We start from the raw sequence: 15418 nt of genomic DNA, 5'->3' as shown, positions 1-15418 counted from the left end.
ATCCTATTTTCTGACTTTTGCCTGAGCCCTTTTCTTTTTAATCAACCATCTCCACTAGATGGTTTCCATCAAAGAAATATAAATATTTCGCCCTAAGTTCCTTCTTCCAGATCTGCTCGACAGCCATCCCGTACAAGGACACCTGTTCCTTGTATCGGTTTCTTAGGATCGGTTCGGCCTCTACAAATCCTCCTGGGAAACGGCCGTTGATGGTGTCTGTTTTATAATCAATTAAAACAAGTCCATCTTCATCTTCCACAAGGCAATCAATGACTCCCTGTACTAAAATGGTCTCTTCTTTTAATTCCGTCGTTTCTCCAAGCACATCTCCTTTTAGAGCAAAGCTAAAAGGAACCTCCCTGTGGATATGCTCCGCGTTCAACATGCGTTTGCCAACAGGGTTTGCAAAGAAGGATGCTATTGCCTCAAAGTCTATCACTTCCGCCTGTTCCTGGGTTATCAGCTCTTTTTGTACCATCATAAGCACCTGAGCTTGGATGTACTCTCTATCGATATTTTCCACCGATAAATCTACATTTTGCATCACCGCATGCATCGCTGTTCCAATTTCGGATGGTGACAGCTGTTTTTTCTGTAGAAATGCCGGACGATCAAGGAAATATCTTCTTTCTGTCTTAACGAGCGCGTTATCCGCGTATGGATCCTGTTGTTCTCTCATTCTTTTTATTTCTGATACCGATTGCTTGGATCGATGGGCACTTGCCTCTTTATACGGATACGACCAATTCAATTGCTCTTTAACTCTCATTTTATAAGAACTTTCTATCTCCACTGGTACACCATGCCTCACCTTATCCAACAGAAGGTTTTCTTCTTCCTTTTCCGCTTCCATCTCTTCTAGAAGCTGGTGCACCTTGGTTATGGACACCTTCCAGGAGGTTGGGTGATTGGTTATGTCGTCAGATACAGAAGCTGACAACCCATTTTCCCTCAAGCTTTCTGCATCCCTATGGCGTACAAGCGCAGGACCAACCCAATCCATGTAGGATTTTGCCCCTGCTCTGGCGTAATCCGGCAACAACCAGCTTTCATGACTGCAGTGTTCATTCCATAGGGCCTGCGATTTCTCGAAGTCTTTTACCGTTCCGACCAGATACAACTTCTCTTTTGCCCTTGTCAATGCTACATATAGGACACGCATTTCCTCTGCAATCAACTGAGCTTTGGCTTTTCTTTTCAACGCTAGCTGTAAAATGGTAGGATAGGTGATTCGCAGTTTCGAATTTACATATTTGGAGCCAAAGCCAAGCTCCTTATCCAGCAAATAACTACTATTGAGATCCATCATGTTGAACTGCCTCGACAAGCCGGCAACAAATACGACTGGAAATTCAAGTCCCTTACTGGAGTGGATGGTCATCAACCTGATTACATCCTCCTGCTCCCCGAGCGCTCTTGCTGCTCCCAAATCCTCTCCGCGGTCCTGCATCCTTTCGATAAAACGCAAAAAGCGGAAAAGTCCACGGAAGGAAGTGGATTCATATTGTCTTGCACGGTCATAAAGGGCTCTTAAATTAGCCTGACGCTGCTTTCCACCCGGCATCCCCCCAACAAAGTCGAAGAAATGGGTGTCCTGATAGATTTGCCAGATCAATTCCGACAATGCTCCTTCACGCGCAGAGGTTCTCCAGGTCTGAAGCATTTCGTAGAATAGCTGCACTCTTTTTACGAGATTTCCCTCTTCTATTGTATCCGGTGTTTTTTTCATGAATGCGATTAAGGCTTCATAGTAGGATCCTCTTTTTTGCTGGATTCGGATGGTTGCCAAGTCATTGGAGTCCATTCCGACAATAGGAGATCTCAATACTGAAGCCAGCGGAACATCCTGGTATGGGTTATCAATTATTTTCAACAAGGATAAGAGAATGGCTACTTCCGTTGCCTCAAAATATCCCGTGCTTAAATTTGCATATAAAGGCAACCCCTCCTGTTTGAATTCTTCCATAAACTGCGGTGCCCATGGCATCGAACGCATTAGGATAACACAATCCCGATACATGACAGGGCGCATCACTTTTTTATCCTTGTCATAGATCTCATAACCAGATTGAACGAGATGCCTAATCTTCTGTGCAATCATTTTTGCTTCTACCTGAGCGGTTTCCAATTCTACTTTATCAAAGCCAGTGGAATCAACGGAATCCTCCATCTCGTCGGAAAAATCAGGCCCATCTGCCGCGGAATCACTGCGGTCGATCACCATCAGCTCCGCTTCCCGGTCTGTCGCCTCCGGATAGTAGGCCGCGCCGAATTTCAGTTCCGCATCGTCGTCATAGTCAATCTCTCCGACGGTTTCCCCCATTATCTGTTTGAAAATAAAGTTGGTAGCATCCAGCACTTCAGGTCGTGAGCGAAAGTTCTTATTCAAATCGATTCGGAGTCCAGAGTCTTCACCTGTTGAATGAAATCGCTTGTATTTACTCAAGAAAAGAAATGGTTCAGCAAGCCGGAATCGATAGATGGACTGCTTCACGTCCCCTACCATGAACATATTTCCTTCTTCTTCCCGTTCTTTTGTCACAAACTTTAAGATGGCCTCCTGTACCATATTCGTATCCTGGTATTCATCCACCATCACTTCCTTGAACGTGGACTGATAACGGAGTGCCGCCTCTGATCGTTCGAGGGTCCCATCCTTGCTATGTGTGAGCACAGCCAAACAAAGGTGCTCTAGGTCGGAAAAATCGACCAAGCCCTTATCCTGCTTCAACAAGCTAAACTCATCGCCATACTTTTTAACAAGGTTTACTAGGGTTCCCATCACGGGCGTGAGTTCCTCCAAATCCTTCAGGAAGGATTCCGGACGCCTTGAAAAGAGTTCTTCTTTTATCCCTTGGATCATCGCCTTGGCATTATTCCTTACCTTTGTCCATCTTTCTATTAGTCCTTTATCATATTCATCACCACGGCATGTTTTTGCCCTTGAAAAATCAAGTTCCTGCATGACTGCATACAGTTCTTCCCAGGATGAATCGAGGGCTGTTTGAAGTCTGCGAAGTTGAGCTAGATCCTGTTCAATATTTTCAGCTCTAGGAGCAGGTCCCCCAGGCTCAAGGGTCATTTCCATCGCCTTGTTCAATAGGCTCTCAGCCCCAAGAAATTGCAGGTGCATCTCTTTTTTTAGCGTTTGTATAAAAGGAAGTTCGTCCATGGATAAATTGCTAGTAGATTGATAGAAAGCCACAATTTCATCCAACCATGTCTCTGGGTTGGGATTTGCCCGTGAAAATTCATGAAGGTCCAGTACCAGGTTTTGCAGGGCACTATCTGAACGGTCATTCGTATAACGATCGACCAGTTCAAAAAATGCATCATTCCCCTCTTTTCCATACTGCTCTTCAAACACGTTCTCCAGCACTTCTTCCTGCATCAATTGAATCTCGGTTGTATCGGCAATCCGAAAACTCGGATCAATATCAATTAGGTAGTAGTACTTCCTTACAACATCCAGGCAAAAGGAGTGGATGGTGGAGATGGAGGCACGGTTCAGCAGACTCAGTTGCCTGCGCAAATGGAGAGAGGCGGGCTTTTTCTCCAGCTGCTTCTCTAATGCTTCCCCTATTCTGTGGCGCATCTCTGCAGCTGATGCATTGGTGAACGTCACGACAAGCAGCCTATCCACATCCACATGCTCTTCGACAATTTTATGAATCATTCTTTCTACAAGGACTGCTGTTTTACCGGATCCCGCAGCTGCCGCAACCAGGATATCCCTCCCCGATGCCACAATCGCTTTCCATTGATCATCTGTCCACTGGGCCTCTGCCGGTTTAGGAAGAAGTTCCATGCTCATGCTTCCTCTCCTCCTTCCAACTTTCTTTTCATCGAGGCAATGACCTCATTTTTTGGTATGTTAGATAGCACTCTATATTCATTCTCATCCAGTGAAGTATCAAACTGGCAGAAAGATTTAAAAGAACAGAACGTACACGGTGTTTGATTTTTTAATTTGTAAGGAGCAATGCTTGTCTCCCCTTCGGAGATTTTCATGCCGATTTCTTCGAATGTCTTTCTGACATAGGTTCTTAATTGTGTAAACTCTTCCTCGCTTGCAACCGAAGAATTTGCCTGGAAACCACCATTCTTTTTAAGGGCAGCTGAAACTATTCTAGAGTGTCCGGATTCTAATGTCTGATCCATCAGCTTTACGGATTCCTCTTCCCCTAGTAAAAGGCCTTTCATCTTGAAACTCTTGAAGATTTCTTCCTCAATGATATTCTCCGGTGCCATTCCATTCGTCTTGATCATCGGGTTGTGTACATGGAAGTACAAGACACCTGCAGGAGTGGCTTCGCTCCCGAGCCAGCCTTGGGAATGGGTAATAACAATATCCAGGTAGGTCAGCATCTGCAGTGCCAACCCATAGTAGACTTCTGTCAGGTCAAGTGCTTTGCCACTTGATTTATAATCTATGATCCGAAGTAATAAACCGTTGCTTCCTTCCGCTTTATCCACACGGTCAATACGTCCGATAAGCTCCATTGTAACGCCATTTGGTAGATGGAGCTGAATCGGAGGCAGCTCTTCTTTTTTCCCGAATCCTAACTCAAGGCCAACCGGCGTGAACTTGCTCGCCTTAGAATGATCACTAAGGATTTGTGATGCTCTCGTAATGATTGTTTCTAGCTTCCGTTTGATATAGTGGAACCGATTAGAGCTTAGTAGTATTTCCCCTTGCAACTTAGGAGCGAGGAGATTAACCGCTTCTTTTGCCAGTACCTCGCATTCCTGCTTGCTCAAATGCTTCCAATCGTTTCCGCTTTGTCTCAGCTTATCAGATATATGCTTTAGTGCAGCATGGAAAAGCTGTCCGATATCAGGAGCTTCCAAACGATATATTTTTCTGTCCTTGAGCTTCAAGCCATGTGAAGCAAAATGGGAGAAGGCGCACGCACTAAATTTCTCCATTCGGGAGACACTTGTTTCCATATGGTTCCCATATAATTCACGGCTAACTTTTCGCTCCAGCTTCTTTGCTTCGTTTTTATAAAATAAACTTCGTAATACCTGCTCTGTCTTGTCCTGCCATTCCTCACTATCAAGTAGTGCATTGTAAACATCCCACCATATAGGTTCCATGGGATATTTTTTCATCCATGCTTGTAGTTGGACCGCTAAGTTAGAAAGCGTGGTGGATGGTGAATGCACGAACATCAGTTGCTCCTCTTGAGATAGCTCTGCAGGTTCATTAAACAGGAGCTTTTCCTTCATTTCGGGGAACATTTCCTTGATCCTCTTAATGTAGGAAGATGGCAGAAGGGTTTTTCCCTCTTCATCTGCCAGTGCATAGCTTATATATAAATGATGAGATGGACTTAAAAAGGATGAATAAACAAGGAAGTGTTCACCAAGCAGCCTTTCCATACTCGTAGGTGCAAGCTCCATTCCGTAGTTTGCCAAAAGCTCTCTTTCTTCTTCGGATACGAATCCCTCGTCCTTGATTTTGGCAGGAATCACACCATCGTTCACACCGATCACAAAGCTATATTTAATTTCCGACAAGCGGGAAAGATCGAAGTTCGCGACAATTACCTGATCGATTGCTGGAGGAACAAGGCTGAAGCGAAGACTTTCCAATCCGCTTTCAACCATTTTCGTAAACATGTTCAATGTGATGGGGTGGTCTCCAATCAACTCAACCATCTGATCGAGCATCTGAATGATGGCTTTCCACACCTGTTCGTTTTCTTTTGCAGCAGCTAGGCTTCCTTCCTCTTCCGCTTTCTTCATTCTTGTTTCCAGCTTCTGAGGAATTTTAAGTTCTTCCATATATTCATAGAGGGCTTTGCAGTAACCTTCCATCGTCTTCGCTTTTTTCCAGCGCTTTTCAAGCATGTGTAGCGGTGCTACAATCATTCCTCTTAATTCATTGATTTCCTCTTCATAGGCAAGCTCTTCATCTGTCTGTACATAGGGACCTTCTGTATCCACACTGAAAAAGCGGCGATATCTCCAAGGCTCTTTAGACGTCCATCTATGCCCTTGAATTCCGTAGGAAAGACAATAATTCTCCAGCTTGTCCGTCTTTTCCCGCATCTCATTGAGATCTTGATCTAGCGAGTAGAAGAAATCCGTTTTCACACACCGGAAAACCGATTCATAGCGCCAGTTTCTTGAAATGACCTCAACACTAGAACGCAGTAACTCGACCAATGGATGGTGAAGCATTGTCCGCTTTTGATCTACGAAAAAGGGGATATCATAATCTTTGAAAATAGTATTAACCAAATCTATATAGGATTCCGCGTTTCTTACGATGACGGCAATATCTTTGTAACGGTTGTTTCGGTCTCGCACTAAAGAAGTTATTTCCCTTGCAATCCCTTCAATTTCAGCACGTCGATTGACCGCTTGCAGAATGGAGACTTCAGTCTTTCCTTGATAGCTTACGGTAGGGCGGATATCAAAATATCTTTCCATATGGGATAGGGAATCGGCATGAAAACGGGGAGAACCCTCCAAAAGAATTGGTTCTTCCACGGAACACCCTTCTTCCATAGCAAGCTTCTTCAGCTTTTGATAGGTTGTCCCTGTTTCCCGGAAAAGATGAAGATCGTATGGTGCTTCCTCGTCATATGGCTTATCCACCGTCAGGGCTATCGTGACGGAGTTTGCATGCTTCATCAATTCCTTCAGAACTTCAAGTTCCTGTGGGGTGAAACTATGAAAGCCATCAATGAATATATCCGCTTTTTGAATGTATCGTGATTGAGGCAATTTTTCCGCTAACAGCTGTAAATAATCCTCGCCATCCAAGTACTTTCCTTCCAAGCTTTTTTCCAGTTGACGATAGACTACCAGAATATCTGTCAGCTTTTTTGCCAGCATCTTCTCATGCTCCGAAATGGATATATCTTCTCCGATACGAACGATTTCGTCCTGTAAAAGGTCTGGTGTGATGCAATAGCGTTTGAATTCCGATATCATGCTTTCCATTTGTTCAATGAAACCAAATTGTTCTGCAGATTTGCCGAACACCTGAAAATCACTTTTATGTTCTTCAATCACTTTCCGCAGAATCATATGGATACCCGTCTGATCGATATGAAAACGGCTGATTCCGCCGACCTCTTGCAAAATCCTCCAGGCAAGACGGGTAAAACTGAATACTTGGGCCCGAATCATTCCCTTCACATCAGGTGACTGAACTATTCTGTATTCGGATTGAAATGTCATCTGCTCTGGTACAAGGTACAGGACAGGGGGACCTTGAGGATTTTCCTTCAGTTTATGTAGGATCTTCTCATTGAACCATGTTGTTTTACCACTGCCTGTTCTTCCTAATAAAAAACGTATAGACACAAGATTTCCCCCATTTTATAATTTCCTCACTTAATATACGTACTTATGTTCTTCTTCTGGTTCTATTGTACTGAAAAACTAGCATTAATGCCAATGTCTTGGCCATATTCAGAAGGTTGTTTCTTTCGTGAATGGAACGGGTCAAACCCTTGCGGCATAAGGTGAAATGGGCAGGTGATGGGGATGGGAACAGCAAATAACCATTATTTTTCAGCAGCTTTATTAATCATCATGGGTTTTTTGGTGGTGTGTAATCTGTACTCGTTAATACCATTGTATGACCAGATCAGCATGGAATGGCGTGTACCAACTGGTAAGGTCATACTGGCAAGCAGCTTCTTTAGCATTTTCTATGCCATTGGGCTACTTACATTCGGACCAATGTCCGACAGGTTCGGCAGGAAACCTATCATTAGCTTTGGATTTCTGTTTTCTGCCATCGCCACGCTTCTTATCTCTTATTCTACGGAAATTGCTCATTTGTATCTCTTTCGCTCCATACAGGGATTTACACTCGGATGTTTTGCTCCTGTCGCTTTTGCTTACTGCTTTGATCATTTTACTCAAACCCTTCGAACATTTACCATTTCCCTCATCAATGCTGGATTTTTACTTTCTGGCATATTCGGACCGATGATAAGCGAAAAAGTTTCTTATTATTATCATTGGGACGGAGTCTATGTATTCTTTGCACTTTTGTATTTCTTATTGTTTTTGTTTTCCCTTGTTATTTTAAGAGCTTCGAAAGTTTCAGGGAGTATAGGGAAACAGCCCTGGAGACATTTTTTCACCCTATTGGCTGATCGTGATTTACTATTTCTTTATCTGATTGTTTTTTCATTATTGCTTTCCTTCGTGACTTTTTATGATAGTCTTTTTCAATACTTATATCAGGAGTTTCCTGACAAGTCATACTTGTTGGCCCGTTCCATCGGCCTGATAGGTACTGTTTCCTGCCTGTTTTCAGATATTCTTCTAAAGCATATTGGCGCAAAGCGGCTTATTCTCTTTTGCTCTTTGACCATTTCGCTTACATTTTTTTTAATGATGTACTTCCGAGAAAATCTGATCTTGATTGGTTCCTTATCCGTCATTTATGTTGCAGCCATTTCCTTTTTTCTGCCTTCTGTGATCATCTATATCGGGATCTTGGGAGAAAAATACAGGGGAAGCGCGATTTCCCTTTACTCTTTTACATTATTGATCGGAACGGCCCTTAGTCCCTTAATAAGTCATACCTTCAGTTTTCAATATGCATTAGTCTTTTTGGGTACTTGGTTCCTAGTTAATAGCTGGATGATTATTAGAATTAGGAAAGATGCGTAATAAGCTTTTTTCTATTCCATAAAAATAATCAAATTCCATGTGTATGGGGGTGTTCAAGCTTTTTCATTATGTTCTAAAGACGCTAGAAGCTTGCTTAAGAGTAATGGCTGATCCTTTTTGAAGCCTCTTCCGCTCCTTTCTCTCATCACTAAGGTTCTGACTCGCTCCATGAAGACTTCTCCTTCTGGAGGTAAATTTTCCGTTGAGATTGTCTTTATCAGAGCTATAAAAACAATCTGGAGATAAATTTTCCGTTGAGATTGTCTTTATCAGGGCTATAAAGACAATCTGGAGGTAAATTTTCCGTTGAGATTGTCTTTATCAGGGCTATAAAGACAATCTGGAGGTAAATTTTCTGTTGAGATTGTCTTTATCAGGGCTATAAAGACAATCTAAAGATAAATTTTCCGTTGAGATTGTCATGACCGAGGTTATAAAGGCAATCTGGAGGAAACGACCCCAAAAAATGTCATCATTAGCAACAAGACCACACTCTTCCTAAGAAGATTTCCCCATTGTAAAGGTATTCATCGCTTTAACTCCTTCTCCTTTTCTGCCCCACAGAGGTCCTCATACACTCCATGAAGAACCCTCTCCTCTCCATTTCATTAGTAGTTTATACGTGGGTGGAATTAAAAAACCTCCAACTTCCATTGCTGGTGGTCGGAGGTTTCATCCAATTATGTGCTTGGAACTACTGTCGTTTGTTCCATCTCTTTCAACGTTTTCATTCGTTTTTTCAAATATAGACCTTGCGCGATACCAAACATATTCCCGACTACCCAATATAGCGCGAGTGCGGAAGGAAGTGTCAAACCGGCAATCAAGATGAACACCGGAATGATGTTCATGACCATTTTCATCTGCGGCTGGATGTCATCTGTCAGCGTGACTCTTGTTTGAATAAATGTGGTGATGGCTGCCACTATCGGCAGGATATGCAAGGGATCAGGCTGTCCAAGACTTACCCAGAAGAAAGAGTGCTCAGCAATCTCCGTCGTTCTCCCAATCGCATAATAGAAAGCCATGATCACAGGCATTTGAACCATCATCGGCAAACAACCAGCGGCTGGGTTCACTTTGTGGGTTTGATACAACCCCATCAGTTCGGTTTGCATCTTTTTTTGATCATCCGTATTCTTTTTATCTTTATATTTCTTTTGTATGGCTTCCATTTCAGGCTTTAGCTTTTGCATTGCCAACATATTTTTCTGCTGCTTCAAAGCCAATGGCAATATTAGAAAACGGATTGCGATGGTGACAAGGATGATGGAGATGCCGTAACTCCCGCCTGTCCAATCTGCTACTGTCGTCAATGCAAGGGATAGGGGATAAACGAAGTAATGATTCCATACTCCCGAACTATCAGCCGTGATCGGCTCACTCATGTTACATCCTGTTAAAAATGATACCAATAATATTACCAAACTTACTGTCCAAAACTTTCTCAATGTGAATTCCTCCTACTTTTTACAAGATTAGCGATTCATGTAAGAAATATAGAGGGAGGAATCTTCTTCATCCAAGGTTGTTTCCTTTGTTGGCCTTTTTCTATAAATAAATGTTATAAGCCTTTTTCTTTTACCGATGACTGACTGCAGTTTGTTGGTCTCAAGATCCAAAGAGGTCGTATAGCCATTGTGTTGGCAGACCACATACTTGGAATCCACGAAAAAGCAGAACGTCAGCAAACAAAGAATGGCAGCTGTTACATATGGTGCATAGAGTAATATATCAAGATAAAATTCCATAAATGTGCATTCACCTTTTTGTGTGAGTATAGTAGATATTACTTGTACGAATCAAATTTAAATACGTTTCATTAAAAGTATATCCCCACAAGAAAAAGATACACCTAGTCAGCAAAAAATGCTAGGTGTATCTTTTTGTAAATTTCTCTATTTGATATGTTCTTCTTTATTTTCCTTCTGGGTGAAAAGCCCTCTGAAAGAATCCTGTAGTTCCTTTTTATCCAATTTTCCTACTGCCGTCTTTGGTAATTCCGGTACAAAGATTATTTTCTTAGGTATTTTATAAATTCCGATTCTCCTCTTGCAGAAGGTCAGAAGTTCCTTTTCAGATGTCTGCTTCTTGTTAGAAACGATGGCAATGACCGCTTCTCCCCACACAGGATGTGGTACACCTATTACACATGCCTCTTTGACCGCTTCATGCTGACAGAGAGTCTGCTCCACTTCCAAAGGGTAGATATTCTCCCCACCTGAGATGATCATATCCTTTGTCCTGCCTACTATATAAAAATAACCGTCTTCATCCCTGCGCCCCAAATCACCTGTCCTCAGCCACTCTTCGCATTTAGCTTTCTTGGTTTCCTCTTCTTTTCCCCAATATTCCGAGAAGACATGGGAGCCTCTAATATAGATTTCCCCAACCTCCCCTTCAGCGGCTTCCAGACTATCATTTATCATTAATTTCACTTCATTGAATAACATCGCTTTACCTACTGAACCTTTTTTACCATATGCTTCATTAGGATCAATATAAAAGTTGTTCGGACCCGCTTCTGTTAAACCGTATCCTTCTTTGAACAATTTTCCCTTCTTGTAGAATGCTTCGTATATTTCTAGTGGACAAGGTGCCCCTCCTGAAAGGAATGTTCTCATTGTCGGGAAGTCAGTGCTTTGAAACTGAGGATGTTCTATCAACATGCCATACATCGTAGGTACCATTAACGTAATGGTACATCGATACAAATTCAATAGATTCATGGCTTTTTCCGCGTCAAAATTCTTCATCAATACAACGGTTCCACCTGCCATGAGTATTGGAGTAGACAAGGCATTCAGGCCACCCGTATGAAACATAGGCAGGCAAGTAAGGGTGATATCCCCTCCATGCAATCCCCAGCTTACGATTGTATTGATAGCATTGAATGTGATGTTCTCATAAGTAAGGATAACGCCTTTTGGTAGTCCTGTTGTGCCCCCCGTATAGATGATGGCTGCTGGGTCATTGGAACGTGTTGCGGGTGGACTATTCCATTGTATTTCTTTCGTTGCCAATTCCTCCAGGGAGAACACTTGACATTCCAGTTGCTTTGATTCTTCCAAATATTCATCATGTACTACCACACATTTAGCCTTGCAATCTCTTACTATATAGTTCCATTCCTTTTCCGCCATTCTCCAGTTGAGCGGAACAAAGATTGCTCCAATTTCACTACATGCAAAAAGCATATCAAAGTACACTATATGGTTTGGAGACAATAAAGCCACTCGATCTCCTATTCCAATACCGGCAGAAAGAAGTCTTCCTGCCATGACTCTTGATCGGTCATATAATTGCTTATAATTCCATCTTTCTCCCGTTTCGCCGTCTATAACCGCGATCTTATGTGGAGAATGTTGTGAACGCTTCTGTAACCAAGAACCATTCATTTCCACTTCCATCTCTCCCCTACACCTTACATGATATTAATACTATAGGAGATCGGAGTTACAGAAGGGTTACAGAGGAGGATGTATATCTCGGTAGTTGGATACCATCAAAAGAAACGGGCACCATCAACTTGATGGTGCCCGTTCACAAGGCTTAGACTTCTTTCACTTTTTTCCTCTTAATCACAATATAAAACGCTGGTACAAACAACAACGTAAAGAATGTCGAGAAGAAAATCCCTGAAATAATTGAAATCGCAAGTGGGGTAAATAAGACATCCCCGCTGAACGCTATCGGAAGTAAAGCGGCAATAGATGTAAACGCCGTCAGTACGACCGGTCGCAACCTGGCTTTACCTGAATCAATGACCGCTTCGCTAAGAGTTGCACCCTCTTGCAGGCGGGATTCCATGAATTCAATGAAAACCGTAGCATTCCTTACCACTATTCCCGCAAGTGATACGATCCCCATCATCGCCATGAATCCGAGACCGGTTTGTGTGATGAACAAGCCTATCATCGCCCCTGAAATGGCCAAGTACACGGAACTCATGATTAACAATGGCAGTCTTAATGAATTGAACTGAACAACCATTAAGATATAAATCAGGAAAATAACGATCAAGAACAGTTTTCCTACTTCAATAAAGAAGTCACTTCTTGCAGAAGATTCTCCTCCCACCGAAACCGAAATATTATCTGTTTCATAGGATGCTGCTATCTCTTTCACCTCTGCTTCTAATTTCTGTTTGTCATCTTCCCCAGGATACACACGAACCGTTATGGTTCTGTCCCCATCCTTATGAGGAATCAATGGCAACACTTCTGTTTCTTCAAGAGAAACCAGCTCTGATAGTGAGATGAGAACCGGTGCTCCAAATTCGGTCGTTTCTGTTTTACTTGGAAGCTCCAATGCTTCAAGGTCTATTGTTTCTCCATCCTCTACAAGGTCTTGGACGATGGTCAGTGTTTCTCTCTCCAGCCCTGCTTCATATGAACCGACTGGGATTCCTTCTGTAACAAGCCTTATTTGATTGCTTATTTCCTGGGAGGTGATGCCATGCTCCTCCATAGCATCCCTATTCGGAACATAGTTGATGGTAGGCTGCGGCGAACCTACATCATCAATGACTGCGCCGCTTCCTTCCAAGCTTTCGATCTCTTGTTTCATTCCATTGACGGAGTCCATCAGTTCTTCTATATCTTCCCCAACTACCGTCAGTGCGATAGGAGCTCCAACAGGAGGTCCGGCTTCAATAGTGGAAAGCATCACCACTGCATCTGGATTTTCGTCACGTAGCTTTGGCTGCCATTCGGCAATCGTATCTGCAGCAGACTGCTGTTCACGGTCGACCCTTATGACAATCTGTCCCGTGTTTTCACCTGAATTGGATAATGTGCTACCGAATATCCCAGGTTCCCCGCTTCCTGCAAAGATCGTGGTTTCGTATACTGCTTCATCTGTTGTAATGCTCTCTTCCATCTCTTGAAGCCTTGATTCTGTTTCCTCTAGTGGTGTCCCTGCAGGGTAGGTGACGGACACGGTTACCTCTTCTCGATCTGCACTCGGGAAGAATACGACCGGAATGAATGGAACCAGAGCGTAACTCGCAGTACAGAATGTAAGAACAGCAAGCCCTGTGAGCAAAGGCTTTTTCACAACTTTTGTTAAAACTTTCGAACTATACCAGTTACTTACTTTATCAAATTGTGACCAAAGCAGGCCGTCTTTTGTTTTTTTGCGTTTCTTTTTCTTTTGACGCCATGCCATGAAAATCGGCACAATGGTCAAAGCGACAATGGTGGAGCCGATGATCGTCGCAATCAATACCGTAGGGAGTGCGGAAATAAAAGCACCGTTTGGACCACCAAGGAATGTCAATGGCAAGAAGGTAAAGACAATGGCCAAGGTGGAGGTAATGATCGATACTCTAACTTCTTTCGTTCCGGTCATGGCACCTTCAAGCGGACCATCGCCAAGCTGATAATGTCTTTGGATATTATCATTTACAACAATGGCATCATCCACCAGAATCCCTAGCGCTATGATGATTCCAATGATGGAGATCTGGTTTAAATCCACATTCACATACGGTAGCGGAATCAATCCAAGCGCAATCGAGATTGGAATGGAGATTGCCACGAGGATCGCAGAAACGGCATTTAGTCCAAAGAACGTAATCAATACCACGGCTAAAATAGAGATCAAGAATGAAATTCCCAAGTCCTTGAAAATCTTGGACACAATATCGTTTTGAGTATAGTAGAGATCCATCTCCACTTCTTCTGGCAGGTCTTTGGACAACCGCTCCATCTCAGCATCCACTTTGGAATGAAGTGTTGGGATGTCCACTCCTTTTTCCTGCATGATCGTCAAAGAAATGGCAGAAGTTCCATTATACAAAATGAAATCTTCCTGTTCTGTAGGGATTTGCATCAAATTTGCGATATCCCCTACATAAAGAGAGTTTCCTTCTTCATCCTTTTTCAGAAAGACGTTTTCCACGTCTTCGATATTTTCAATATGTCCAAAAGCGAGTTGGTTAATTCGATTTCCTTCTTGCTGACTGCCAAGTGGAGTGATTTCGAGTTCGTTCTGGATGGCTGTTATGACATCCGGAAGCAGTACTCTTTCCTCTCGCATGCTTTCTGAATCAAGATTAAGTGTGTAGCTGGACTCTTCCAGCCCCTTGACAGTGACTTTACGAACTCCATTAATCTTTTCTAATTGAGGTATCCAATTATCAATTACATCTTTTTGTTCTAATAGAAACTCACGATTTTCGTGAAGCACATGATAGGAGGCAATGGCTCCCATTTGAATATCCGAATTTACTGTTGGCTCGAATGCGTCTTCCGGGAATTCGCGGCTCACATCGGATACTTTTTGCTGTACTAGGGAGAAGACTTTATCCCTGTCGGCATCATCTGTGAGTTCCATTACGATATTGGAAATCCCTAATCCTGAAACGGAAGTAACGGTGTCTATTCCATCCATATCCAATAATTCCTTTTCAAGCGGAGTGGTGATGTCCCGTTCAACCACGTTCGGTGCAGCTCCAGGATAGACGGTTGTGATCGTCCCGACATTCAGTGAGATTTCTGGGATCTCCCGTTTTGGTATTTGAAAATAGGTCAAGGAACCGATGACCACCAATAATAATAGAAAAATTAATGTAACCTTTGGCTTTTTAATGAGTGCATTAAACACCTGGATGTCCTCCTATACTCAATTATTCAAATTTGACTATTTATCCTGAGTTCATCATACGGCGTGGGTGTGAGTCTTGGCAAGAATGAATATGCTTTGAAGTGGTTCGTTACTTTTTTCGTCAAAACTTTTAAAAGTATATACTAAAAGACTAGGTACC

General features: G+C 42.7%; 7 protein-coding genes. 1 reads left to right on the top strand and 6 read right to left on the bottom strand.

The features are described 5' to 3' along the window. Positions 1 to 37: 37 nt before the first annotated feature. Both addA and addB read right to left on the bottom strand, forming a co-directional pair. Positions 38 to 3814: a helicase-exonuclease AddAB subunit AddA gene (addA, locus tag MKY77_RS07300; RefSeq protein ID WP_339149576.1), complete on the bottom strand. Its 3777-nt coding sequence runs from the start codon at positions 3812 to 3814 to the stop codon at positions 38 to 40. Then, on the bottom strand, positions 3811 to 7323 hold the full coding sequence (addB, locus tag MKY77_RS07295; protein ID WP_339149575.1) for a helicase-exonuclease AddAB subunit AddB: 3513 nt from the start codon (positions 7321 to 7323) through the stop codon (positions 3811 to 3813). The genes addA and addB overlap by 4 nt, the downstream gene beginning before the upstream one ends. A 183-nt stretch (positions 7324 to 7506) precedes the next feature. Between addB and MKY77_RS07290 the strand changes: the two genes are divergently transcribed. Continuing rightward, positions 7507 to 8649 carry an MFS transporter gene (locus tag MKY77_RS07290; protein WP_339149574.1) on the top strand — a complete coding sequence of 381 codons (1143 nt, stop codon included), beginning with the start codon at positions 7507 to 7509 and terminating at the stop codon, positions 8647 to 8649. A gap of 680 nt (positions 8650 to 9329) precedes the next feature. Here MKY77_RS07290 and yidC read toward each other — a convergent pair. From yidC to MKY77_RS07270, 4 genes are all read right to left on the bottom strand, one after another. After that, positions 9330 to 10100, bottom strand: a complete 771-nt coding sequence (gene yidC / locus MKY77_RS07285; RefSeq protein ID WP_339149573.1) for a membrane protein insertase YidC — start codon at positions 10098 to 10100, stop codon at positions 9330 to 9332. A 27-nt stretch (positions 10101 to 10127) separates the two neighbouring features. Continuing rightward, positions 10128 to 10400, bottom strand: coding sequence for a hypothetical protein (locus MKY77_RS07280; protein WP_339149572.1), 273 nt, complete (start codon positions 10398 to 10400; stop codon positions 10128 to 10130). 147 nt (positions 10401 to 10547) lie between these two features. Further along, the gene (locus MKY77_RS07275; protein ID WP_339149571.1) at positions 10548 to 12059 is read right to left on the bottom strand and encodes a long-chain fatty acid--CoA ligase; all 1512 of its coding nucleotides are present in this window, start codon (positions 12057 to 12059) and stop codon (positions 10548 to 10550) included. Positions 12060 to 12201: 142 nt separating this feature from the next. Next, positions 12202 to 15258 (bottom strand): efflux RND transporter permease subunit, encoded by a 3057-nt coding sequence (locus MKY77_RS07270; RefSeq protein WP_339149570.1) that lies wholly within the window; start codon positions 15256 to 15258, stop codon positions 12202 to 12204. Positions 15259 to 15418: the final 160 nt, after the last annotated feature.

Source organism: Sutcliffiella sp. FSL R7-0096 (genome assembly GCF_038595065.1).
In the GTDB taxonomy this organism is placed as follows: domain Bacteria; phylum Bacillota; class Bacilli; order Bacillales; family Bacillaceae_I; genus Sutcliffiella_A.
This window is presented reverse-complemented; position numbering and strand designations above follow the sequence as displayed.

Bases quoted from the DNA above. Each gene is read 5' to 3' on its own strand.
- MKY77_RS07275 (WP_339149571.1), bottom strand. From the start codon at position 12,059: ATGGAAGTGGAAATGAATGGTTCTTGGTTACAGAAGCGTTCACAACAT.
- MKY77_RS07280 (WP_339149572.1), bottom strand. From the start codon at position 10,400: ATGGAATTTTATCTTGATATATTACTCTATGCACCATATGTAACAGCT.
- MKY77_RS07290 (WP_339149574.1), top strand. From the start codon at position 7,507: ATGGGAACAGCAAATAACCATTATTTTTCAGCAGCTTTATTAATCATC.
- addA (WP_339149576.1), bottom strand. From the start codon at position 3,814: ATGAGCATGGAACTTCTTCCTAAACCGGCAGAGGCCCAGTGGACAGAT.